Source organism: Chthonobacter rhizosphaerae (assembly GCF_013839525.1).
GTDB lineage: Bacteria > Pseudomonadota > Alphaproteobacteria > Rhizobiales > Pleomorphomonadaceae > Chthonobacter > Chthonobacter rhizosphaerae.
In genome coordinates this window covers 596,042-619,371 of sequence record NZ_JACDIS010000001.1, presented here as the reverse complement: position 1 = coordinate 619,371, position 23,330 = coordinate 596,042, and the positions used below count along the sequence as shown (strand labels likewise).

General features: G+C 72.2%; 21 protein-coding genes. 8 read left to right on the top strand and 13 right to left on the bottom strand.

From position 1 onward, the window contains the following. The first annotated feature begins 5 nt into the window (after positions 1–5). The gene (locus HND91_RS02800; RefSeq protein ID WP_181704984.1) at positions 6–455 is read left to right on the top strand and encodes a VOC family protein; all 450 of its coding nucleotides are present in this window, start codon (positions 6–8) and stop codon (positions 453–455) included. Between the two features lie 193 nt (positions 456–648). Here the strand turns inward: HND91_RS02800 and HND91_RS02795 are convergent, their stop codons facing one another. From HND91_RS02795 to HND91_RS02750, 10 genes are all read right to left on the bottom strand, one after another. Further along, complete coding sequence (locus tag HND91_RS02795; RefSeq protein WP_181704983.1) at positions 649–1,461, bottom strand: ABC transporter permease; 813 nt, start codon at positions 1,459–1,461, stop codon at positions 649–651. Further along, positions 1,458–2,411: an ABC transporter permease subunit gene (locus tag HND91_RS02790; protein WP_181704982.1), complete on the bottom strand. Its 954-nt coding sequence runs from the start codon at positions 2,409–2,411 to the stop codon at positions 1,458–1,460. The genes HND91_RS02795 and HND91_RS02790 overlap by 4 nt, the downstream gene beginning before the upstream one ends. Beyond that, a complete protein-coding gene (locus HND91_RS02785; protein ID WP_181704981.1) occupies positions 2,408–3,628 on the bottom strand; it encodes an ABC transporter ATP-binding protein in 1,221 nt (406 codons plus the stop codon). Before HND91_RS02785 ends, HND91_RS02790 begins: the two co-directional genes overlap by 4 nt. Before the next feature lie 93 nt (positions 3,629–3,721). Further along, entirely contained in the window at positions 3,722–4,903 is a 1,182-nt protein-coding gene (locus HND91_RS02780; protein WP_181704980.1) for an ABC transporter substrate-binding protein, read from the bottom strand. A gap of 346 nt (positions 4,904–5,249) precedes the next feature. Next, positions 5,250–6,320 (bottom strand): Gfo/Idh/MocA family protein, encoded by a 1,071-nt coding sequence (locus HND91_RS02775; protein WP_181704979.1) that lies wholly within the window; start codon positions 6,318–6,320, stop codon positions 5,250–5,252. 92 nt (positions 6,321–6,412) lie between these two features. Beyond that, positions 6,413–7,177, bottom strand: coding sequence for a sugar phosphate isomerase/epimerase family protein (locus HND91_RS02770; RefSeq protein WP_181704978.1), 765 nt, complete (start codon positions 7,175–7,177; stop codon positions 6,413–6,415). Between the two features lie 49 nt (positions 7,178–7,226). Then, positions 7,227–8,324, bottom strand: a complete 1,098-nt coding sequence (locus HND91_RS02765; protein WP_343057065.1) for an ABC transporter ATP-binding protein — start codon at positions 8,322–8,324, stop codon at positions 7,227–7,229. 53 nt (positions 8,325–8,377) lie between these two features. After that, positions 8,378–9,277 carry a carbohydrate ABC transporter permease gene (locus HND91_RS02760; RefSeq protein ID WP_181704976.1) on the bottom strand — a complete coding sequence of 300 codons (900 nt, stop codon included), beginning with the start codon at positions 9,275–9,277 and terminating at the stop codon, positions 8,378–8,380. After that, complete coding sequence (locus HND91_RS02755; RefSeq protein ID WP_181704975.1) at positions 9,274–10,158, bottom strand: carbohydrate ABC transporter permease; 885 nt, start codon at positions 10,156–10,158, stop codon at positions 9,274–9,276. The genes HND91_RS02760 and HND91_RS02755 overlap by 4 nt, the downstream gene beginning before the upstream one ends. A gap of 91 nt (positions 10,159–10,249) precedes the next feature. Further along, the gene (locus HND91_RS02750) at positions 10,250–11,524 is read right to left on the bottom strand and encodes an ABC transporter substrate-binding protein (RefSeq protein ID WP_181704974.1); all 1,275 of its coding nucleotides are present in this window, start codon (positions 11,522–11,524) and stop codon (positions 10,250–10,252) included. Positions 11,525–11,695: 171 nt separating this feature from the next. On the opposite strand from HND91_RS02750, the gene HND91_RS02745 reads away from it, so the two are divergent. Then, positions 11,696–12,865, top strand: coding sequence for a LacI family DNA-binding transcriptional regulator (locus HND91_RS02745; RefSeq protein WP_181704973.1), 1,170 nt, complete (start codon positions 11,696–11,698; stop codon positions 12,863–12,865). 25 nt (positions 12,866–12,890) lie between these two features. Here the strand turns inward: HND91_RS02745 and HND91_RS02740 are convergent, their stop codons facing one another. Continuing rightward, positions 12,891–13,859, bottom strand: coding sequence for a dienelactone hydrolase family protein (locus HND91_RS02740; RefSeq protein ID WP_181704972.1), 969 nt, complete (start codon positions 13,857–13,859; stop codon positions 12,891–12,893). A gap of 233 nt (positions 13,860–14,092) precedes the next feature. On the opposite strand from HND91_RS02740, the gene HND91_RS02735 reads away from it, so the two are divergent. Next, positions 14,093–14,845: a YoaK family protein gene (locus tag HND91_RS02735; RefSeq protein ID WP_181704971.1), complete on the top strand. Its 753-nt coding sequence runs from the start codon at positions 14,093–14,095 to the stop codon at positions 14,843–14,845. Here HND91_RS02735 and HND91_RS02730 read toward each other — a convergent pair. Beyond that, positions 14,842–15,771, bottom strand: a complete 930-nt coding sequence (locus HND91_RS02730) for a DMT family transporter (protein WP_181704970.1) — start codon at positions 15,769–15,771, stop codon at positions 14,842–14,844. The genes HND91_RS02735 and HND91_RS02730 overlap by 4 nt on opposite strands. Positions 15,772–16,032: 261 nt before the next feature. On the opposite strand from HND91_RS02730, the gene HND91_RS02725 reads away from it, so the two are divergent. From HND91_RS02725 to HND91_RS02705, 5 genes are all read left to right on the top strand, one after another. Next, positions 16,033–17,247 carry an alpha-D-ribose 1-methylphosphonate 5-triphosphate diphosphatase gene (locus HND91_RS02725; protein ID WP_181704969.1) on the top strand — a complete coding sequence of 405 codons (1,215 nt, stop codon included), beginning with the start codon at positions 16,033–16,035 and terminating at the stop codon, positions 17,245–17,247. 180 nt (positions 17,248–17,427) lie between these two features. Further along, a complete protein-coding gene (locus HND91_RS02720; RefSeq protein ID WP_181704968.1) occupies positions 17,428–18,999 on the top strand; it encodes an ABC transporter substrate-binding protein in 1,572 nt (523 codons plus the stop codon). A gap of 27 nt (positions 19,000–19,026) precedes the next feature. Further along, on the top strand, positions 19,027–19,974 hold the full coding sequence (locus tag HND91_RS02715) for an ABC transporter permease subunit (protein WP_181704967.1): 948 nt from the start codon (positions 19,027–19,029) through the stop codon (positions 19,972–19,974). Further along, positions 19,971–21,719 carry a dipeptide/oligopeptide/nickel ABC transporter permease/ATP-binding protein gene (locus tag HND91_RS02710; RefSeq protein WP_181704966.1) on the top strand — a complete coding sequence of 583 codons (1,749 nt, stop codon included), beginning with the start codon at positions 19,971–19,973 and terminating at the stop codon, positions 21,717–21,719. Before HND91_RS02715 ends, HND91_RS02710 begins: the two co-directional genes overlap by 4 nt. Next, a complete protein-coding gene (locus HND91_RS02705; RefSeq protein ID WP_181704965.1) occupies positions 21,716–22,540 on the top strand; it encodes an ABC transporter ATP-binding protein in 825 nt (274 codons plus the stop codon). Before HND91_RS02710 ends, HND91_RS02705 begins: the two co-directional genes overlap by 4 nt. A 5-nt stretch (positions 22,541–22,545) precedes the next feature. Here the strand turns inward: HND91_RS02705 and HND91_RS02700 are convergent, their stop codons facing one another. Beyond that, on the bottom strand, positions 22,546–23,235 hold the full coding sequence (locus tag HND91_RS02700; protein ID WP_181704964.1) for an alpha/beta hydrolase: 690 nt from the start codon (positions 23,233–23,235) through the stop codon (positions 22,546–22,548). Positions 23,236–23,330: the final 95 nt, after the last annotated feature.

The following is a 23,330-nucleotide window of genomic DNA, read 5'->3' as shown; positions in this document are numbered from 1 at the left end:
GGCCCATGCCATCCCCGCCCGTCGCCGGACTGACGGACGTCTGCCTCCTGGTGGAGGACATGGACCGGTCGGTCGCCTTCTACCGCGACCGGCTGGGCTTTGCGGTGAAGCGGCTCGACACCGGCTTTGCCGAGTTCTTCACCGACGGGGTGGTGCTGGCGCTCTGGCTGCGGTCCGACATCGCCGCCTACGTGCCGGGCCTCTCCGCCACGGGCGGGCCGTCGTCCGTCATGGTGGCGGTGCGGCTGCCGGACGTGGCGTCGGTGGACGCCGAATATGTCCGGTTGTCGGCCGCGGGCGTCGCCTTTTACGGGCCTCCGAAGGCCTGGCCGTGGAACGCCTACGCGGCCTATTTCACCGACCCGGACGGACACCTGTGGGAGCTCTACCACTGGATGGGGCCGCCGCGGGTGATCGACGGCAGCCCGGCCGGTGGGGCCGACGGGGCGGGCTGACCGGAGGACGGGACCGAGAGGACTGGGGCCGGGAAGACGGGGGCCGAGAGGACTGGGGCCGAGTGCTCGGAACGCCCGATCCGGCGGGGGACGCCCCGCCGGCCGTCTCGGCGCGTGGTACGCTCGCCGGTTCGGCAGGACGGGATCGCGCGTCGCCGGACCGCGGCCGATCTCGTCCTGATGCGTCTCGCGGTCAGGCCTCCTCCGTGTCCTTGCGGAAGAGGAGCGGCAGGAGGAGGACCTCGATGCCGATGAGGACCAGGGCCGAGATGGCGAAGACGATCGCCCCGATGGCGTTGAGGGTCGGCTCCATCGAGGCGACCAGGATGGAGTAGATGGCGACCGGGAGCGTCTGGTCGAAGCCGGACACGAACCAGGCGATGATGAACTCGTCGAACGAGAAGGTGAAGGCGAGGAGCCAGCCGCCGAGGATTCCCGGCACCGCGAAGGGCAGGACCACGCGCATCAGGGTCTGAAGTTCGGTCGCGCCGAGATCCCAGGCCGCCTCCTCGATCTGCCTGGGCATCTGCGACAGGCGGAGCTGGATGACCGAGAGGGCCGGCGCGGTGACCAGCACCACGTGGGTGAGGAAGATGGAGAACAGCGTGCCGTTGAGGTGGACCCGGGCCAGAAGGCCCAGGAAGGCGACGCCGAGGATGAGCGGCGGGATCAGGATCGGGAGCGCGATGATGCCGAGGAGCACCGTCTTGCCGGGAAAGTCGAACCGGTTCAGCGCGTAGGCGGCGAAGAAGCCGATGATGGTGCCGACGGTGGCGGCCGCCGGCGAGACCAGCATGGAATGGCCGAGGGCCGGCAGCAGCGTGCCCTGGTCGATCATCTTCTCGTACCAGGCGAGCGTCCAGCCCTGCAGCGGCAGGCCCGGGAAGCGGTTCGCCTGGAAGGAGAAGACCACCAGGAGGACGAGCGGCAGGAACAGGAAGACGTAGGAGAGCGCCAGGAAGACGCGGCCGAGCGCCGGCCAGGGATTGCGGTCGCCGGCGATCATTCGGACACCCTTCGGCGGGCCCGCTCGGCGACCCAGACGCCGAGCGCCATCATGGCCACCATGGCGACGACCAGGATGGTGGCGAGGGCGGAGGTGCGCGGCAGGTTGGTGGAACTGGCGTAGTCGGTCATCAGCATGGCGGAGTAGAGCGGGTACTTGCCGAGCACGGACGCGCCCGCGCCGCCGCCGAGGAGCGCGCCGGAGAGGGCGTCGCCGAGGCCCATGATGAGGGCGAAGCTCGCCGCCGTGATGAGGCCGAAGCGCGACAGCGGCAGGATCACCCGCGTGAACGCCTGCCAGCGGCTGGCGCCGAGCTCGCGCGCGGCCTCGATGAGGGTGCGGTCGATGTTGATGACCGTCACGTAGAGGATCACCACCAGGACCGGGGTGAGGAAGTGCACGAGCCCGACCCGGGTGGCGATCTGGGTGTAGATGATCTCCAGCCGCCAGTCGTCGAGGCCCACCGCCTTCAGCATGGAATTGAGGACGCCGTTCTTGGACAGGATGGTCTGCCAGGAATAGAGGCGGAGCACGTAGCTCGACCAGAAGGGCGCGATGACGAACAGGAGCGCCAGCCGCTGGCGCCTGGCCGGCACGGCGAACACGAGGGCGAGCGCGATCAGGAAGGAGAGCACGGTGGCGATCGCGGCCGTGGTGGACGCCACCCAGAAGGACTGGAGCATGGCGAGGCCGTAGCGGGACTTCACCACCCAGTTCTGGAAGATCTCCTGGTAGTTCTGGAGCGAGACGTCCGGGATCGACTGGTAGTTCTCCACCCGCCAGAAGCCGATCCAGAGCAGGAAGACCAGCGGCAGGCCGAAGAAGATCGCGTACCAGATCACGATCGGGGCGAGGCAGAGGATCTTGAGCGGGCTGTCGTTCGGCGTGCGCATGCGCCGGGCGCGGGCGGGCGCCCCGATCGCGGCGTCGCCGGCCGCGGCGGCGGTCACGGGGCGGCTCCCGCGGGCTCGGGCGTCGGGGCCTGGACGGGCGGCGGAGCCTGGACGGGCGGCGCAGAGACGGCCGCCGGGGCCTGCGCCGGAGCGTCCGCGGCCGGCGCGGCGGCGGGGCCGGCGTAGCCGATGATGGAGGCGTCCTCCGGGGAGAAATGCACGGTCATGGACGCGTTCACCGCCATGACGGCGGCGCTGCCCATGGATTCCTGGGCGACGAGCTTGATCTCGGTGCCGTCCAGCCCGTCGAACAGGTAGATGTTCTGCGAGCCGGCGAACTCGCGGCCCTTCAGCGTCACCGGCACCGTGTTCTCGCCGGGACCGCCGGCGGCGGCGCGGCGCATCCGGTCGGCCTGGACGACGACCGTGACGGTCTCGCCGACGGCGGGCGTCGCGCCCCGGTTCGTCACCGTCACGGTGCCGTGGCCGCAGGCGACGGCGGTGTGGCGCTCGTCCACGGCCGAGACGCGGCCCTCGAACAGGTTGTTGGCGCCGACGAAGCGGGCGACGAAATGGGTCTTCGGGAAGGTGTAGATCCGCTCCGGCGTGTCCACCTGCTCGATCCGGCCGGCGTTCATCACCACCACCCGGTCGGCCATGGAGAAGGCCTCGATCTGGTTGTGGGTGACGTAGATGAAGGTGACGCCGAGCGCCTGCTGGATGCGGCGCAGCTCGCCCTGCATGCGCAGGCGCAGGTGGGCGTCGAGGGCGGAGAGCGGCTCGTCCAGGAGGAGGATCTCCGGCTCGGTGACGAGCGCGCGGGCGAGGGCCACGCGCTGCTTCTGGCCGCCGGAGAGCTGGCCGATGCGCCGGTCGAGGAAGTCCCGCATGCCGACGAGGTCGGCCATGGCCTTCACCCTGCCGGACACGACCGCCTTGTCGTGAGGCTTCAGGGTGAGGCCGAAGGCGATGTTCTCGAACACGTCGAGGTGGGGGAAGAGGGCGTAGTTCTGCCAGACGAGCCGGGTGGACCGGAGATTGACCGGCACGTCCGAGACGTCGCGTCCGCGGATGCGCAATTGGCCGGTGGTCATGGTCTCCAGGCCGGCCAGGATGCGCAGGAGCGTGGTCTTGCCGCAGCCGCTCGGGCCCATGATGGCCACGAACTCGCCGCGCCGCACCTTGAGGCTCACCTCGTCGACGGCGGTGAAGCCCTTGAACCGCTTCGTCACCGACAGAAGCTCAAGGTCCGGTTGATCGGACGCCTCGGTCATCGGACCCTCGTCTCCCTCATGCGCGCCCGGACGGCGGGCTCACGGATGCCCGGACGGCGGGTGGCCCGCCGCCCGGAGATCTCGCCGGCGTGATCAGGCGGTCTTGAACTCGTTGAAGATGTCGATCCACTCCCGCTCGGGCTGCTGGGCCGGCAGGCCGCGCGGCACGGAGCGGTCGATCAGGTCCTCCACGAGCAGCTTGGACGGGTCGGCCGGATCCGGCACGTAGTGGAGAAGCGTCTTCTGGTCGTCGTTCCAGTGCTCCACGACCTTCAGGTTCGGGGCGCGGGCCTTGAACGCCTGGGTGTAGACGAGGTTGGACTGGACCTTGGCGGTGGACATGTACTTGATCCACTCCAGGCCGAGGTCCTTCTTGGTGCTGCCGGCGCAGAGGGTCGCCACCTCCTGCCAGCGGATGCCGCCCTGCTTGGGGATGGTGCTGTCGAAGTTGTCGTAGCCGGCGAGCTTCAGGTCGATGTCGAGGTCGCCGGTCGGCGAGGCGTAGACGTCGCCGGCGATCATGGCCTGGATGATCGGCTGGCCGGCGGAGCCGAACATGGACACCTGCGGGCGCAGCTGCAGCAGCCACTCGCGCACCTTGGCGAGCTGGTCCGACGTGATGTCGTAGGGCGTCGGGTTGTTCGGCATGACGGCGAGGCTGGCGTTGCCGAGGTTCGGCAGGTACCAGTCGAACACGCCCACCTTGCCGGTGAGCTTCGGCAGCAGCAGCGACGACCAGTCCTGCGCCTCCTCCGGGGACATGTAGTCCTTGTTGTAGGAGATGCCGTAGAAGCTGAACCGGGTGGCGACGCCGTAGATGGCGCCGTCGCCGGCGCGCATGGGCGCGAAGTCGGCGAACTTCGGGTGGTAGTTGGCGAGTTCCGGGATGGCGGCCGACGGGAAGGCCTCCACGGCCTTCTGGGCGACCAGCTTCTGGACGTATTCGGCGTCCGAGATGATGGCGTCGAAGGTGCCCGGCGGCGTCTGGGCGTAGAACTGGAGCATCTGCTCGCCGCCGATGTAGATCTTGAACTCCACCTTGGTCTTGTGGATGTCCTCGAACTCCTCGATGACCGACTTCTCCTCGTAGCCCGGCCAGCACAGGATGCGCAGGGGCTCGGCCGCCCGGGCCGACCTGGAGATGATCGTGAAGGTGCCGAAGGTGCTGGCGGCCGCAAGGCCGCCGATGCCCTGCAGCACCCCGCGCCGCGACGGCGCCGCCATTCCGCCGGTCACCCCGGACGCACCGGTCACAGTATCGGACGTGTCGGTCATCGAGCCCCCCTGTCTGCCGACCGGTCATGGCCTGTCATGCGGCCGGTCGTGAAAGATCCAGGGAGGGAAATAGCAAGGACGGGGCCAAGCGCCGGGCGGGCGGGGCGGACAGCGGCCGGACCCGGAAGGCGGCGCGGCGGCGCGCCGGGGCGCCATCAGGGACATGCCCACCGAATGGTCAGATGCCGCCGAAGGCGGCTGCCGGCGCGCCGCCCCGCGGTCGATGTTCGCCCCGGCCGTAACGGATGCTCCATCCGGGCCGAAGGCGAACGCCGGCGGCGGTGGGGGCACCGCCGCCGGCGCACCGAGGCGCCAGAGGGGCGCCCCGCGGGAGCCGGGTCACGCCTCAAAGGGCGATGACCCGGTCCGTCTCGGCGGCCTGGAGGGTCGCCATCATGACCCGAAGGGTGTGGAGCGCGAGGGCGCCGTTCGCCCGGTGCGGCCGGCCTTCCGCGATGGCGGCGGCCATGTCGGCGAGGCCGAGGCCGCGCCAGTTGGCGCGGGTGGGGTCCTCCGCCGGCCAGTTCGGCCTGCCGTAGGGCTTGGAGGCGGTGTCGATGTCGCGCCAGGCGCCGCCCTCGTCGGCCACCTGGACGATCCCGCCGAAGAAGTTCGGATCCGGCACCCGGAGCGACGCGGCCGTGCCGTGGAGCTCGATCGGCACGTGGCTGTGGGCCCAGACGTCCCAGGAGGCCAGGAAGGTGACGTGGGCGCCGCTGTCGAACGTGTAGACGGCGTTGACAGAGGTGGGCACCTCCACCGCGACGGTGCGGCCCTTCATGGGACCCTCGGCGGTGACGAGGCGTTCGCGCCGGCCGATGCGGGCGGTGGCGCGCACGGTGCGGACCGGCCCGAGCAGGGTGACGAGGGCGGCGACGTAGTAGGGGCCCATGTCGAGCACGGGGCCGCCGCCCGGCTGGAAGAAGAAGCCCGGGTTCGGGTGCCAGTGCTCCATGCCGCGACCGAGCACGGTGGCGGTGCCGGTGACGATCTCGCCGACGACGCCGGAGCGGATCAGCTCGGCGGCGGTCTCGACGCCCGCGCCGAGGATGGTGTCCGGCGCGGCGCCGACGCGGAGGCCCCGGGCCTCGGCCAGCTCCAGGATCCGGACGCCGTCCTCGACCGAGGTGGCGAGCGGCTTCTCGGTATAGACGTGCTTGCCGGCCTCGAGCGCCGCCAGGGACACCGCCGCGTGCGCGGCCGGGATCGTGAGGTTCAGCACGGTGTCGACGTCGTCGCGCGCCAGGAGCGCGTCGACCGGAAGGGCCGGGACGCCGTGGCGGGCGCCCTTGGCCCGGGCCGCCTCCGGGTCGATGTCGGCGACGGCCGTGACCGCCACGCCCGGCAGGCGGGCGAGGTTGGTGAGGTAGATGTCCGAGATGTTGCCGCAGCCGACGATGCCGATGTGCATGGTCATGGGAGGATCCTGTGGTGTCTGGAACCGGTCCGGGGCGGTCCGGAAGCCGGCCCGCCGCCGGACGGGCGGGCCGGAGGGGGAGAGCGGTCGCCTCAGGCCGGGACGGCGAGGGACGCGACGAAGGCGGCGCTCGCCCGGGCGAAGCGGGCGAAGTCGGACGGGTTGTCGTGCTCCACGATCATCAGCCGCGGCCCGGCGGCGACCGCCTCGCCCCAGAGGGTCGGCCAGTCGAGGACGCCGGCGCCGACGTCGGCCCAGCCGTCCTCGTCCGCCTTCTCGCCGGCGGGCGCCACGTCCTTCACGTGCACGGCGGCGAGCCGGCCGCGGGTGCGGGCGAGCCAGTCGCGCGGGGAGGCGCCGGCCCGGTGGACCCAGGCGAGGTCGAGCTCCAGCTCCACGTCGGGCTCGGCGAGGATGTGGTCGATCGGGAGCGAACCGTCGGGAAGGGCCACGAACTCGAAATCGTGGTTGTGCCACGCGAAGGCGAGGCCTTCCGCCCGAAGGGCCCGGCCGATGCGGCCGAGTTCGGCCGCAAGGGCGCGCCAGCCGGCGGCGTCCGCCGGGCGGCTCGCGGCGTCGAGATAGGGCGCCACGAGGGTGCGCATGCCGAGCGCGCGGGCGATCGCGACGGCGCCGGGAAGGTCGGTCCGCAGCCGGTCGAGGGCCATGTGGCCGCTCTCGGCGGCAAGGCCGGTGTCGTCGAGGGCGGCCTTCAGGGCGGGAAGGTCCGCGTAGAGGCCGCCGTAGGGCTCCACGTTGGTGTAGCCGAGCGCCCTCAGGGTGCGCAGCTGGTCGCCGAGGGGCGGGAAGTTGCGCGAGGAATAGAGCTGGAACGACAGGGTATGCGCGAGCGCCATCGCGGGCGTCCTCCGAATGCGGCTGGAAAGGCTGGAACGGGGGCGGCCGTCAGAGCCGCGCCCCGGTGTCGGCGTCGAAGAGCGACGCGCGGGTGAGGTCGAGGGCGAAGCCGATGGCGTCGCCGACCCGGATCGACAGGTCCGCCGGCGCCCGGATGGTGAGGGGCTGGCCGGCGATCTCGGTCCAGAGGGTCATGTCGGCGCCGGTGGGCTCGATCATCCGCACCGTGCCGGTGGCGGCGAAACGGCCCTGGGCGACGGCGCCGCCGGCGCCCGCCGGCAGGAGCGCCACGTGCTCGGGCCGGACGCCGAGCACCGCAGGCCCGCTCGCCCGCGCCGGCTCGGCGAAGGCGTAGCCGTCGAGCGGGACGGTGACGCCCGCGCCGAGATCGACGGCGCGGCCCTTCAGGGCGCCGTTCAGGAAGGTCATGGCCGGGGAGCCGATGAAGCCGGCGACGAAGCGGTTCGCCGGACGGTTGTAGATCTCCTGCGGCGGAGCGAGCTGCTGCACCACGCCGCCCTTCATGACGGCGATCCGGTCCGCGAGGGTCATGGCCTCGATCTGGTCGTGGGTGACGTAGATCATCGTGTTGCCGAGGGACTGGTGGAGCTTCTTGATCTCGATCCGGAGCTCCGCCCTGAGCTGGGCGTCGAGGTTGGAGAGCGGCTCGTCGAAGAGGAAGACGTCCACGTTGCGCACCAGCGCGCGGCCGATGGCGACGCGCTGGCGCTGGCCGCCGGAGAGTTCGGCCGGGCGGCGGTTGAGGAGGGGCGTCAGGTGCAGGAGCTTCGCGGCCCGGTCCACGCGCTCGGCGATCTCCGCCTTGGAGAGGCGGGCGATCCTGAGGCCGAAGGACATGTTCTCCGCCACCGTCATGCGCGGATAGAGGGCGTAGGACTGGAACACCATGCCGATGCCCCGGTCCTTCGGCTCCGCCCAGGTGACGTTGCGGCCGGAGATCCAGACCTCCCCGTCGGTGATGTCCATGAGGCCGGCGACGGCGTTGAGGAGGGTGGACTTGCCGCAGCCGGACGGGCCGAGGAGGACGAGGAACTCGCCTTTCGCCACGTCGAGGGAGAGGCTGTCGAGCACCGTGAGGGCGCCGTAGGCGATCTTCAGGTCGCGCACGGAGACGCTCGTCTCCACCGGGGCCTGGGCCAGCCTGAGATCGGCGGCCGAGATGGTCGCATGCATGGGCATCATCCTTTCACCGCGCCGGCCGCGATGCCGCGCACGAACCAGCGGCCCGAGACGAAGTAGACCAGGAGGGGTACGGAGGCCGTCAGGATGGTGGCCGCCATGTGGACGTTGTAGGGGCGCTCGCCGGTGGTCGTGTTGACCACGTTGTTGAGCTGCACCGTCATCGGCAGGTTGTCCCGCCCGGCGAAGACGAGGCCGAGGATGAAGTCGTTCCAGATGCCGGTGACCTGCAGGATGCAGGCGACGATCACGATGGGCGTCGACATGGGCAGCATCACCTGGAGGAAGATCCGCCAGAAGCCGGCGCCGTCGACGCGCGCCGCCTTGAACAGCTCCACCGGCACGCCGGCGTAGTAGTTGCGGAAGAGGAGCGTGGTGATCGGCAGGCCGAAGATGATGTGGATGGCGACGATGTTCGGCAGCGTGCCGTAGACGCCGAGGACCGCGGAGATGCGGACGAGCGGATAGATGAAGACCTGCACCGGGATGAAGGCGCCGAGGAGAAGGAGCGTGAAGAGCACGTTCGCCCCGCGCGGCCGCCAGAAGGAGAGGGCGTAGCCGTTGATGGCGCCCGCGAGCACGGAGAGGATCACGCTCGGCACCAGGATGGCGACGGAGTTCCAGAAGCCGACCTGGATGCCGTCGCAGGTGAGGCCCGTGCAGGCGGTCGACCAGGCCTCCACCCACGGGGCCACGGTGGGCGCGGCCGGCAGGGCGAAGATGCCGCCGAGGCGGATCTCCTCCATGGATTTCAGCGACGTGACGACCATCACGTAGAGCGGCGTCAGCACGTAGAGGGCCGACACGGCGAGGAAGACGTAGAGGCCGATCCGGCCGGCGGTGATCGTCCTAGGCCGGGCGCCGCGGGCGACGACGGCGGAGGCGGAGGGGGCGGTCATGCGGCGCGCGCTCCCGAGGCGCGGATGTATTCGGCGTAGAGCCAGGGCGCGAGGGCGGCGAGCACGCTGACGAGCATGACCGTGGAGGCCGCGGTGGCGAGGGCGATGTTCGACCGCTCGAAGAGGTTGTCCATGACGAACTTCGCCGGCACCTCGCTGGCGATGCCGGGACCGCCGCGGGTGAGCGCCACCACGAGGTCGTAGGCCTTCACGACGGCGACGGAGAGGAGCACCACGGCGGTGACGATCATGGGCTTGAGGAGCGGCAGCACGATGGACGCGTAGACCCGCCAGGTCGGGATGCCGTCGACCTTGGTGGCCTTCCAGAGGTCCTGGTCGATGCCGCGCAGGCCGGCGAGGAGGATGGCCATGACGAGGCCGGACGCCTGCCAGACGCCCGCGACCGCGACCGCGTAGATGGCCATGTCGCGGTTGGCGGCCCAGTCGAACGTGAAGCCTTCCAAGCCCCAGCCACGCACCGTCGCCTGGACGCCGAGCGCCGGGTTCATGATCCACTGCCAGACGAGGCCGGTGACGATGAAGGACATCGAGTAGGGGTAGAGATAGATGGTCCGGAAGGCGCCCTCGGCCCGGATCCGCTGATCGAGCGCCACCGCGAGGAGGAAGCCGACCACGAGGCAGGTGCCGATGAAGAGCGACCCGAAGATCAGGATGTTCTCCACCGACACGAGCCAGCGGCTGGTGCGGAACAGGCGCTCGTACTGGGCGAGTCCGACGAACTCGTAGACGGGCAGCGACTTGGACGCGGTGAAGGAGATCACCACCGTCCAGGCGATCGTGCCCAGGTAGGCGACGATCACCACCGCCCAGACGGGCAGGAGGGCGAGCGTCCCCGTGGCGCTCGTGCGACGCGGTCTCATGATCGGTCTCCGGCGATGGAGGGGCGGGGGAACCCGCGGGTCCGCGAGGGAGGACGGTCGCGGCCCGCGGGTTCCCGGCGTCGGACAGACGTCAGCCGGCAATCTCGAGGGCTTCCACGAAGCCCTCGACGAAGTCGTCGGTGGTCATGTCCGGCGTGTTCCAGAACTCGGTGATCACGTCGCGCGTGGAGCCGACGAGGTCCGCGCTCGACAGCATCTCCGGATTGCCGATCTGGCGGCCCTCGTCCTTCAGCCGCTCCATCCCGGTCTGGCCGCAGACGTCGAACCGCGCGGTGTCCACGTCCGGGCGGACCGGGACGGACCCCTTGATCAGGTTGAAGTCCACCTGCGCCTCGGGGGACAGGAGGGTGGTGGCCAGAAGCTCCTGGGCGGCCTTTTGGTCCGGGTCGTCCGTCTTGGCGAGCACGAAGACGTCGCCGCCGATCATGTAGTCGGGGCCGGCCACGAAGCAGCCGAACTCCTCGCCGGCGGTGAGGCCGGCGGCCTTGAACTCGCCCTTGGCCCAGTCGCCCATGAACTGGACGCCGGCCTTGCCGCTGATCAGCATGCCGGTGGCGTCGTTCCAGTGGCGGCCCGGCGAGCCCGGGTCCACATAGCCGCGCAGGCTGCCGTAGTAGTCGACGACCGCCCGGAAGGCTTCGGAGCGGACCGCCTCGCCGTCCTTGTCGGCGTAGATGGAGCGGTAGAGGTCCTGGCCGCCCTTGGCGAGCAGGATGGCGTTGAACATCATGCCGTCCTGCCAGGGCTGGCCGCCGTGCCCGATGGGCGTGATGCCGGCGGCCTTGAGGGCGTCGAGGGCAGGCACCAGTTCGTCGAGGCTCTGCGGCGGCTTCACGCCGGCGGCCTCGAAGGCCTTGGTGGAGGTGAACACCCAGTTCTGGCCGTGCACGTTGACCGGGATGGCGTAGATCCTGCCGTCGCGGGAGACGGCGTCGAGAAGCGGCTTCGGCAGGAAGTCGCGCCAGCCGTCGCGGGCCGCGACGGTCTCCACGTCGTTGACGAGCCCTTGGGCGACGATGTCGTCGAACTGCTTGCCGGTGTTGAACTGCATGGCGGTGGGCGGGTTGCCGCCGACGACGCGGTTGATGGCGGCCGAGCGGGCGTTCTCGCCGCCGGCGACCGCCGTGTCGATCCAGGTGCCGCCGGCCTTGCCGTAGGCTTCGGCGAACACCTTCACGGCCGCGCTCTCGCCGCCGCTCGTCCACCAGTGGATGACCTCGGCCTTCGGTTCGGCCGAGGCCGGGACCACCATGGCGAGGAGCGCGGCGCCGGCGAAGAGACCCCGGATCAGCCTGGACGTGACCGGCTTGAACTGGATCGGCTGGGACTGGATCGGCTTGGACATGGGACATCCTCCCTGGGGATGAAGTAATCGGTTGGCGTTCGGGGGCCTTCGTTGCGGCCCGGGGTGCGCCTTGACGTGCGCTTTGTAATCGATTACAAATTCAGGATACCCGTTTGCGGGGTCGCTGGCAAGTCACTTTGCCGCATCTGCACGTTTCAGACGGAACCGCCCATGCCGACGTCCCGCCGGTCCGCCAAGACCCCGCCCCGAACGCCCGCCGCCGCGGCGGGGCGAAGGACGCCGACAGACGCCCCGAACGGCACCCCGGCCGATCCGGCCGCCCGGCCCCGCAGCCGGAGCGCGACGGACGGGTCCGGCCGGCCTGCGCTGCCGAAGATCGCCGACGTGGCGGCCCGGGCGGGCGTCTCCACCGCGACGGTGAGCCGGGCGCTGGCGGCGCCCGACAGCGTGAGCCCGGACAAGCGGGAGCGGGTGCTGGCCGCCGTGCGCGAGCTCGGCTACACGCCGAACGCGGCGGCCCGGAACCTTCGGGCCGGGCGGACCTCCATGGTGCTCGTGGTGGTGCCGAAGCTCGCCAACCCGTTCTTCAACGGGGTGGTGCGCGGCGCCGACGAGGCGCTGACGGCCGAAGGCTTCGGCATGATCATCGGCGACCTCGACAACACCGCCGACAAGGAGCACCGGCTGGTGGACATCGCGCTCGCCGGCCATATCGACGGGGCGCTCATCCTGTCGGGCCGGGTGCCGCGCCACGGCGCCCGCACCATGAAGCAGGCCGGCATCCCGATGGTGGGCGTGTGCGTGGCCTCCGACGACCCGCAGATCCCGGCCGTGCTGATCGACGACGCGGCGGCGGCCCGCACCCAGGTGGAGCACCTGGTCGGGCTCGGCCACAGGCGGCTCCTCTACGTGTCCGGCCCCCGGGGCAACGGCAACGAGATCGCGCGCTGGCGCGGCTTCACCGAGGCGGCGGCCGCGGCGGGGCTGGGGGCGGAGGCGATCCAGAGGGCGGAGGGCGACTACACCTTCGCGGCCGGCACCCGGGCGGCGGACCTCTTCCTGGCGCTGCCGGCCGAGCGCCGGCCGACCGGGGTCGTCGCCGTCTCCGACGAGATGGCGCTCGCCTTCATCCGGCGCGTCGCGGAGGCGGGGGTGCGGGTGCCGGGCGACGTGTCGGTGGTGGGGTTCGACGGCATCGAGGTGGGCGACTATTGCGCGCCGCGGCTCACCACCATCCGCCAGCCGAGCCGGGACATGGGGCGCGAGGCGGCGCGGCTCCTGGTGGCGGCGATCCGAGGCGAGCCGTCGCCGCCCGGGGCGCGGGTGCTCGGGGCGGAGCTGAAGGTGGCCGAGAGCACGGGCGCGCCGCCGCGGCGATGACGGCGCCGCATTCCGAGGCTCAGGCTCAGGGATTCGCGAACACGGCCGAGAGGACGGCCTTCACGGCCGATTTCGCGGCCGTCGCGGCCGCGTCCTGGTAGCGCGAGCTCGGCCCGGTGGTCACGCAGGCGTCCGCGTAGGTGAACGGCCGGCCGGTGTCCACGTTGACCAGCGCGCCGCCGACCTCCCGCCGCCGGCAGCCGGCGGACGTCCGGGCGTCCGGATCCACGAAGAGGGCCGGGTTGCCGGGGTTGTCGAACCCGTGGAGGGCGCCCGGGTAGACGGTGAGCTCGGCGTCCGCGCCGGCCGCCTCCAGGCGGGCGAACAGGTCCCGGCAGGGCTGGACGGGCGTCCAGTCGTCCGCCTCGCCGTGGAACTGGCGGATCGGCGCGTCCACCATCTCGTCGCCCCGCTCCAGGTCGATGTTGCAGGCCGGATAGAAGGGCAGGTAGGCGACGATCCGGGCGCGCCGCGGCCCGTGACCCTCGTGGAAGCGGCGCATGGCCCCGTAGAGGGCGGCGTTGCCGCCGCGCGAGAACCCCATCAGCACGATGCGCGATCCGTCCACCGCCGGATGGCCCGCCAGCACGTCGGCGGCTCTGTAGGCGTCGTAGACCTGGGCGAACTGGGGAAAGGCCTGCTGGTCGCGCGACACCTCCCGGAGGCCCCGGGCGGTGTAGCTGTCGAGCCGCAAGGTCGCGATCCCGAGGCTGTCCAGATAGGCGCGCCAGCTGCCGGCCGCGCCGCTGCGCGGTCCGTCGGTGCCGTGGAGCAGGATGACGACCGGCTGCCGGCCGGGGCCGTCCGGCCCGGTGAGCCGGCCGGTGATGGTCACGGGGTCTCCGCCCGCGGCGTCGCCGGCGAGGAAGGCGGCGTCCGTGAGGGTGCGCGTCGGGACCTCGATCTCCTCGTCGAGGGCGGCGGCCGGGCCGGGTCCGAGGACGAGCGCCGCGAGGATCAGGCGCGCGCCGTGACGGGCGAGGGCTGGGATCATGCCGTCGAACCTCCTCGGGGCGGACCAGCGGATCCGCTGGTCCGTCCGGCATCCTAGCGGGAGCCGCCGGATGGAAAAATACGCGGTCGTTCGCATGGAAATGGAGGAAGTCTCCCGATGCGGGGGCGTGTCCCGCCGGGATGTCCCGCTGCTATAGTGTCCGGGCCCGCCTGCACGCGGGCGTGGCATGCCCGACCGGCGCGGCGGGCCGACGAGGGACGAGCGACCAGACGATGAAGCCCTACATCCACGCCGCCCGCCGGGCGCTGGCGACGGAGCGGACGGACGCGGGGGACGCGCAATTGGGGCTGCTGCTCACCTTCGTGGCGGGGGCGATCAACGCGGGCGGCTTCTTCGCGGTCGGCCAGTACACCTCCCACGTGACCGGCATCCTGTCGGGCGTCGCCGACAACCTCGCGCTCGGGGCGGTGGCGCTCGCGGCCGCCGGCGCCGCCGCGGTGCTCGCCTTCGTGGCGGGGGCGGCGACCTCGGCCGTCCTGGTGAACCTCGCCCGGATCCGCCGGCAGGCGGGGCCGTTCGCCTATCCGCTGCTCCTGGAAGCGGTGCTCCTGGCGGCGTTCGGACTGTCCGGCCTGCCGGCGAGCGGGTTCATGACCGTCGCGACGGCCGTGCCGCTCCTGTCCTTCGTGATGGGGCTGCAGAACGCCACGGTGACCAAGATCTCCGGCGCCCGCGTGCGCACCACCCACATGACCGGCGTCGCGACGGACATCGGCATCGAACTCGGGCGGCTGACGATCCGGCGGCTCGGCGGCGAGGCCGCCCGGGCGGCCGGGGTGACCGCCGACCGGCGCAAGCTGGCGCTCCTGTCCGGCCTCCTCGGCGCCTTCCTGGCGGGCGGGATCACCGGGGCGGTCGGGTTCGGAATCAGCGGCGTCGTGTTCGCCCTGCCGCTCGCCGCCCTCCTGGCCGCCCTGACGGCGCCGTCCCTCATGGTCCGGGGCGACCGGCGCCGGTCCGGCTAGATCGGGCGGGACGGCGGCGGGCGGCGGTCCGGCCGCGCGTTCGCCCGCAGGGTGTAGGTGGCGGCGCCGAGGATGAGGACGGCGCCGGCGGCGGTCGCGAGGGTCGGCACCTCGCCGTAGAGAAACCAGCCGACGGCCGCCATCATGATGAGGCGCAGGTAGTGCAAGGGGGCGAGCGCAGAGGTGTCGCCCATGCGCAGGGCCGCCGTGAACAGCCACTGGCCGATGGTGAAGATGAGGCTCATGACGAACAGGAGGACGGCGTCGTCGAGGGAGGGAGTGACCCAGTGGATCGCCGCCAGCGGGGTGACCAGGACGAGGACGACCACGCCCTGCCAGAACATGACCGTCTCGGTGCGGTCGTACTCCGAGCCGAGGCGGACGAGGATCATGCCGAACGCGCCGGAGATCGCGCCGGCCAGCGCCACGAGGGCGTAGACGTCGAGCCCGCCGCCGAACGGCCGGATCATGATCGCCACGCCGGCGATGCCGGCCGCCGCCGCCAGCCAGCGCCGCCAGCCGACCCTCTCGCGGAGGATGAGACCCGCGAAGGCGGTGGCGAACAGGGCTTCGGTCATCTGGATGGCGGTGGCGTCGGCGAGCGGGATCCAGATGACGGCGGAAAGGCCGCACATCATGGCGCCGACGGCCGCCACGCCTCGGGCCGCATGGAGGCCGAGACGCCTGGGCGCCCGGATGGCCGGCCAGAAGCGGGCGTAGAGGGGCGCCATGAAGACGAAGGCCGCCACCTGACGGACGAACACCATCTCGATCACCGGAATGGTGTCGCCGACCGTGCGGGCGAGCACCGCCATGGCGGTGAAGACCAGGAAGGAGGCCAGCATCAGGCCCGAGGCCGCCAGATCGGGCGGGAGCCTGCGGAAGGCGGCCGGCATGCGGCGGGCCGAATCGACAAGAAGCGTCATCGCGGGTGCGTCCGGCCCTTTCGCCGTGGGCCGCCGGGCGTGGCGGGATGGCGACGCCGGATCGCCGGGCGGCGACCCGCGCCAGGGTAGCGCCCGGCGTCGGTCGGGTAAACTTCCGGTGGAGCCGGCCGTTCCCTCCGGCGGCCGCGCGCCGATGCGACGGGCATGTCCATGCGGCGGCACCATGGGACTGTCATGAGATTTTCGTAAGCCATCCGGCTTCGGGGCGGCCGCGGTCGCCCGGCGAGCGGAGGGAACGGCATGACGGCTGTTGTGGTGGAAGGCGCGCGGGTGCTGCTGGACGACGGGATCCGGACCGCGTCGGTGCGCGTGGACGCGGGCGTGATCACCGGGCTCGACACCGCGCGCGACGGCGCGCGGGTGATCGACGGGCGAGGGATGCTGCTCGCCCCGGCGCTCGTGGACATCCACGGCGACGCGTTCGAGCGGCAGGTGATGCCCCGGCCGGGCGTCGCCGTCCCGGTGGAGCCGGCGCTCCTCGACACCGACCGACAGCTCGCCGCCAACGGCATCGCGACGGCCTTCCACGCGGTGACGATCAGCTGGGAACCGGGCCTCAGGTCGGTGGAGACGGCGGGCGCCGTGACGCGGGCCATGCGCGACCTCGCCCCGCGGCTGACCGTGGAGAACCGGGTGCAGCTGCGCTGGGAAACCTTCTGCTTCGAGGCCCTGCCGCTGATCGAGGAGGCGCTCGCCGGCCCGCTCGCGCCCTCGGTCGCCTTCAACGACCACACGTCGATGGCGGTGCTCGACCCGGCCGTGCCGCTGCAGACGCGCCCGTTCGACCACGCGCCGGACTATCCGACGGTGGACATGGAGAGTGCGGACTTCGCCCAGAAGATGGAGGCGCGGGCCAAGCGCTCGCACATGACGACCGGCGAGTTCGTGACGCTGATCCGGGCCGTGTGGGAGCGCCGGCCCGAGGTGCCGGGCGTGATCGCCAAGGTGGCCGCCATGGGCCGGGCCGCGGGCGCCTCCATGCTGTCGCACGACGACAGCCAGGTGGAGACGCGCGACTACTACCGGGGGGTCGGCGCCCGCATCAGCGAGTTCCCGATGACCATGGACGTGGCCCGGGCGGCGCGGGACGCGGGCGACGCCATCGTGTTCGGCGCCCCGAACGCGGCCCGAGGCGGCAGCCACCTGGGATCCCCGGGCGCGGCCGATATGGTGCGGGCCGGCCTCTGCGACGTCCTCGCCTCCGACTACTTCTATCCGGCCATGCTCATGGCCGTCGCGCGCATGCACGCCGACGGGGTGGGGACGGTGCACGAGCTCTGGAAGCTGGTCTCGGCCAACCCGGCGGCGGCGTCGGGCCTTCACGACCGGGGCGTGATCGCGCCCGGCAAGCGGGCCGACCTGGTGCTGGTGGACTGGCCGGAGGGTGGCGCTCCCGTGCCGCGGCTGACCCTGGTGGCGGGCCGGGAGGCCTATCGGGCGGTGCCGGCGGGCTGAGGCGACGCCGGCGGGCCGAAAGGGCGCCAGGGAGCGAGGCGCGCCGGCAAGCCGAAAGGGCGGCCGCGTGGCCGGGCGGGAACCGTTGCCGATGAACACGGGACCGGCCGAACAAATGCCCGGCGCGGCAGTTGGGGCAATGGGCCCCACGGCAGGGCCGGTCTGTTCGGGAGGATCCGCATGGCTACCATCCGCGGCACGCTGGCGGCGCTCGCCGGCGCGATTATCCTGGCGCTCGCGCCGCTTCACGAGGCCACGGCGCAGGTGCCGGACGACGTTCTGGTGGTCGGGCAGATCGCCGAGCCGGCGTCGCTGGATCCGGCGGTGGCGACGGCCACGAACGATTTCCGCATCCTGATCAACCTCTACGAGGGCCTCGTCCGCTATCGGCCCGGCACCCTGGAGGTGGAGCCGGCGCTGGCGGAAAGCTGGACGATCTCCGACGACGGACTCGTCTACACGTTCACGCTCCGCGAGGGCGTGACCTTCCACGACGGCTCCCCGCTCGACGCCGCGGCCGTGACGTTCAACTTCGACCGCATGCTCGACCCGGCCCATCCGGCGGCGGCGACCGGGCCGTTCCCGCTCTCCTTCTTCTTCTCGGCGGTGAAGACCGTGGAGGCGGTGGACGCCCGCACGGTGCGGTTCACGCTGAACGAGCCGTTCGCGCCCTTCCTCTCCAACCTCGCCTATCCGACCGGCCTCATCGTGTCGCCGACGGCGGTGACCGAGCGCGGCAAGGAGTTCGGCCGCAACCCGGTCGGCACCGGGCCGTTCCGGTTCAAGGAATGGCAGGGCAACCGGCAGGTGACCATCGAGCGCAACCCGGACTACTGGGGCGAGGAAGCCAAGCTGCAGGCGGTGGTGTTCCGGCCGATCACCGACCCGAACACCCGCGCGGCGGAGATGCTCTCCGGCGGGATCGACGTGATGGTGGAGGTGCCGCCGGACGCGCTCGCCCAGTTCCAGGGTTTCGAGAGCTTCGCGGTGCACGAGCAGGCGGGGCCGCATCTCTGGTTCCTGATCCTCAACACGCGCTCCGGCCCGCTCGCCGACAAGCGGGTGCGCCAGGCGGTGAACCTCGCCATCGACAAGGAGGCGATCGCCAATGAGCTTCTCCAGGGCACGGCGGTACCGGCGAAGGGCATCATCGCGCCGGCGTTCGAGTGGGCGCACGACCCGGCTCTTCTGGGCTATCCGCACGATCCGGAGCGCGCCAGGGCGCTCCTGAAGGAAGCGGGCGCGGACGGGGCGGAGCTGACGCTCCTTGTGGCGGAGGGCGGATCGGGCATGCTCGACCCGGTCGCCATGGGGACCGCCATCCAGGCGGACCTCGCCGAGGTGGGGCTCAACGTCTCGATCGAGACCTACGAGTGGAACACCTACCTCGCCACCGTGAACCCGGGCCTGGAGGGCAAGGGCGACATGGCCGAGATGGCCTGGATGACCAACGACCCGGACACCTTGCCCTACCTGACGCTGCGCACCGAGGCGCTGCCGGACAAGGGCGGCTTCAACTCCGGCTACTATTCCAATCCGGAGGTGGACCGGCTGCTGGAGGACGCCCGCCGGACGACCGACCCGGCCCGGCGGGCCGAACTCTACCGGCAGGCGGAGCGGATCATCGTGGACGACGCGCCCTGGGCCTTCGTGGCGCACTGGCGGCAGAACGCGGTGACCACCGACGCCGTGAAGGGCTTCTCGCTGCAGCCGTCCTTCTTCCTGCTGCTCGCCGGCGTGTCGAAGGGCTGATGGAGGGCTGACCGAGGAGGGGCGCCCGTGGCAGCCTACATCGCCGGACGGCTGATCGCGCTCGTGCCCGTGCTGTTCGGGCTCAGCCTGATCGTGTTCACCATCATGGCGCTGATCCCGGGCGACCCGGCGACGGCCATCCTCGGCTCGTACGCGACGCCGGAGAACGTGGAGCGGCTGAACCGGGAGCTCGGGCTCGACCGCAGCCTGCCGGTGCAGTACGCCACCTGGCTCGGCAACGTGGTCGCCGGCGACCTCGGCCAGTCCACGAGCCTCAACCGGCCCGTGCTTGACGAGGTGATGGAGCGCTTCCCGGCGACGCTGATCCTCGCCGGCGCGGCCCTGGTGCTCGCCTCCGTCCTGGGGCTCCTGGCCGGGATCGTGTCGGCGGTGCGGCAGTACGGCCTCGCCGACAAGCTGGTGACGCTCGCGGTCCTCGTCGGCATCTCCATGCCGTCCTTCTGGCTCGGCCTCCTGCTGATCCTCGCGTTCTCGGTCCGGCTGAAGGTGCTGCCGGTGAGCGGCATGTACGCCATCTACGGGGGCGGCGACGCGGCCGACCTCCTGCGCCACCTGGTGCTGCCGGCCACGACGCTCGCCATCGTGGCGGCGGGCATCATCGCCCGGCTGACCCGATCGGCCATGCTGGAGGTGCTGCGCCAGGATTTCATCCGCACCGCCCGGGCGAAGGGCCTCCCGGAGCGGCGGGTGGTGTTCGTGCACGCGCTCCGGGCGGCGCTCGTGACCGTCATCCCGGTGATCGGCGTCCAGGCCGGCTTCGTGCTCGGCGGGGCGGTCTACATCGAGACGGTGTTCCAGTGGCCGGGGATCGGCCGGATGCTGGTGGACGCCATCTCCACCCGCGACATCCTGCTGGTGCAGGGCGGCGTGCTCGTGGTGGCGGCGAGCTACGTGCTCCTCAACCTCGTCGCCGACGTGCTGCAGCGGCTGATGGACCCGAGGATCGGCGCATGAGGGGCTTCGCGGCGCTCCTTCGCCGGGTGATGCGCAACCGGCTGGCGGCGGCGGGGCTCGTGCTCCTCGCCGCGATCCTCCTGGTGGCCGTGCTCGCGCCGGTGCTGCCGCTCGCCGACCCGAACGCCACGGACCCGGTGCGCCGGCTGAAGCCGCCCTTCACGGACGGCGCGCTCCTCGGCACGGACGCGCTCGGCCGGGATCTCCTGTCGCGGCTGATCTGGGGCGCGCGGCTCAGCCTCGCGGTCGGGATCGCGGCATCGCTCCTCGCCGCACTGATCGGCTCGGCGATCGGGCTCGTGGCCGGCTACGCGGGGCGGTGGACCGACACGGTGCTGATGCGCGGCATCGACACGCTGATGGCCTTTCCCTACCTGCTCCTCGCGCTTGCGGTGGTGGCGGCGCTCGGGCCGGGCCTCCTCAACGCGCTCTATGCGGTGGTGATCGTCAACATCCCGTTCTTCGCCCGCACCGTGCGGGGCGTGACCGCGGGCCTGCGGAGCCGGGAGTTCGTGGACGCGGCGCGGCTCTCCGGAAAGGGCGAGGCGCGGATCCTCCTCACCGAGGTGCTGCCGAACGTGACGCCGGTAATCGTCATCACCCTCTCCACCACGGTCGGCTGGATGATCCTGGAGACGGCGGGCCTCTCCTTCCTGGGCCTCGGCTCGCAGCCGCCTGAGGCCGACCTCGGCTCCATGCTGGGGGAGGGGCGCAAGGTGCTGATCAACGCGCCCCACGTGGCGGCGGTGCCGGGCCTCCTGGTGTTCCTGATCGTGATCAGCCTCAACCTCATCGGCGACGGCGTCCGCGACGCCCTCGACCCGCGCCTCCGGGCCGGCGTTCCGGGCCGGCCGGGCGCGGTGACGCGGGTGCGCCGTCCGGCGGCGCGCGCGGGCGGGCCGGCGAGCGGGGACGCGCTCCTGGCGGTGGCGGACCTCAGGACCGCGTTCGAGACGCCGCACGGGCCGGTGGACGCGGTGAAGGGGGTGAGCGTCTCGGTCCGGCGGGGCGAATGCCTCGGCATCATCGGCGAATCCGGGTCGGGCAAGTCCGTCACGGCGCTCTCCATCGGCCGGCTGGTCGCCTCGCCGCCCGGCGTCATCACGGGCGGGTCGGTTCGCTTCGACGGCGAGGACCTGCTGGCGGCGCCCCCCGGCGTGCTGCGGCGGCTGCGGGGCGGCAGGATCGCCTACGTGTTCCAGGACCCGCTGACCACGCTTCATCCCCTCATGCGGGTGGGCGACCAGGTGGCGGAGGCGATCCGCGCCCACCGGCCGATGGCGCGGGCGGCCGCGACGGCCGAGGCCGCGCGGCTGTTCGCGGCCGTGCGGCTGCCGGACCAGGAGACCATCGGCTCGGCCTATCCGCACGAGCTCTCAGGCGGCCAGCGGCAGCGGGTGTCGATCGCCATGGCGCTCGCCAACGACCCCGACCTCGTCATCGCGGACGAGCCGACCACCGCCCTCGACGTGACCGTGCAGGCGGAGATCCTCGACCTTCTCGACGGGCTCCGGCGCGACCGGGGCCTCGCGGTGATCTTCATCAGCCACGACTTCGGCGTGATCGCCCGCCTGTGCGACCGGGTGGCGGTGATGCTGAAGGGCGAGATCGTCGAGGAGGGGCCGGCGGCGGCGGTTCTGGCGGAGCCGCGCCATCCCTACACCCGCAAGTTGGTGGCCGCGGTGCCGATCCCCGGCCGGGCGCGCGACATCCTGGCCGCGCCGGTCGAGGGGGGCGCCCGATGACGCCCGTTCCGGCGCCCGCTTCGACCGATGCCCCGGCCGTGGAGGTGCGCGACCTCGTCAAGGTGCATCCGGCCCGCTTCCGTCTGTTCGGGCCGCGCCGGCCCCCGGTGCGGGCGCTGCGGGGCGTGTCGCTCCGGGTAGAGGAGGGCGAGACGCTCGGCATCATCGGGGAATCGGGTAGCGGCAAGACCACGCTCGCGCGCTGCCTGGTCGGCCTCACCCGGCCGACCTCCGGGGCGATCGCGATCGGCGGGCGGAGCCTCCAGGACCTCGGCGCCGGCGGACCGAGGGCAGTGGCGCAGGCGGTGCAGTACGTGTTCCAGGACCCGCAGTCGTCGCTCAACCCGCGCCATCCGGTCCGCCGCACCCTGGACGCGCCGCTGCGCTTCCTGGCGGGGCTGCCGGCGGACGCGCGCGAGACGCGGGCGCGGGACCTCCTGGAGGCGGTCGGGCTCGACCGCGGCTTCCTCGACCGCTATCCGCACGAGCTCTCCGGCGGGCAGGCGCAGCGCGTCGGCATCGCGCGGGCGCTCGCGGCGGGCGCGCGGGTGATCGTGCTCGACGAGCCGGTGTCGGCCCTCGACGTGTCGGTCCAGGCCCAGGTGCTGCGGCTCCTCGCCGAGCTTCGGCGGACGCTCGGCCTCACCTACCTCTTCATCAGCCACGACCTCGCCGTCGTGGAGGCGATCGCCCACCGGGCGATCGTGCTCCGGGCCGGCGAGGTCGTCGAGGAGGGGGCGCCCGACGTGCTGCTCCGGCGACCGACCCATCCCTATACGCGGCGCCTGGTCGCCTCCATCCCGCTCCTTGCCGCCCGCTGACCGGCTCAGCCGAGGAAGCCGCCGATCGCGGCGGTCACCATGGCGGGCGGCACCACGTGGCCGCCGTCGAACTCCCGGTAGTCCACCGGAAAGCCGGCGTCCGAAAGGGTGCGGGCGATGAACCGGCCGCAGCGGTCGATCGGCAGGACCGTGTCGGCGACGCCGTGGGAGATGAAGACCGCCGGCTTCGGCTCCGCCCGGCGCACGGCGGTGAACCCCGGCGAGAAGGCCAGGATGTCGCCGAAGAGATCGGAGTTGAGGAGGCCGAGGGTGAGCGCGTAGGAGCCCCCGTCGGAAAAGCCCCCGATGGCGAGGCGGCCGGGATCGGTCGGGATCGCGGCGAACAGGCGGTCCAGCGCCCGGTCGATGAAGGCGACGTCCGGCCCGAGGTCGCCGCGCACGATGTCCCAGGACGACAGGCGGGAGTCCGGCGCCAGGATCACGAAGCCGCGCCGGTCCGCCTCCTCGCGCAGGAGCGGCAGCACGCTGGCCCCGTCGCCGCCCGCCCCGTGGAGGAGGAGGACGAGGGGAACCGGCGCCGGGGCGGCGATCGCCGCCGGCGGCACGTAGGCGACGCCGTCGCGCCCGGCCTGGAGCCCGAGGGCGAACAGCCCGACCCGCCGCTCCGCCGGGACTGCGGCGGCGCCCGGCCGGGCCGTCAGGCGTCCGTCCGCGTGGGACTCCGATCGTGCCATGCTGTCCTCCGGCCTTTGCGGCGGCGGTCTCGCCCGGCCGGGGGCCGGCAGGTCGCCGCCCCGCCGAAGTCGCTCGGGCGGGCGATGGTTCCCGG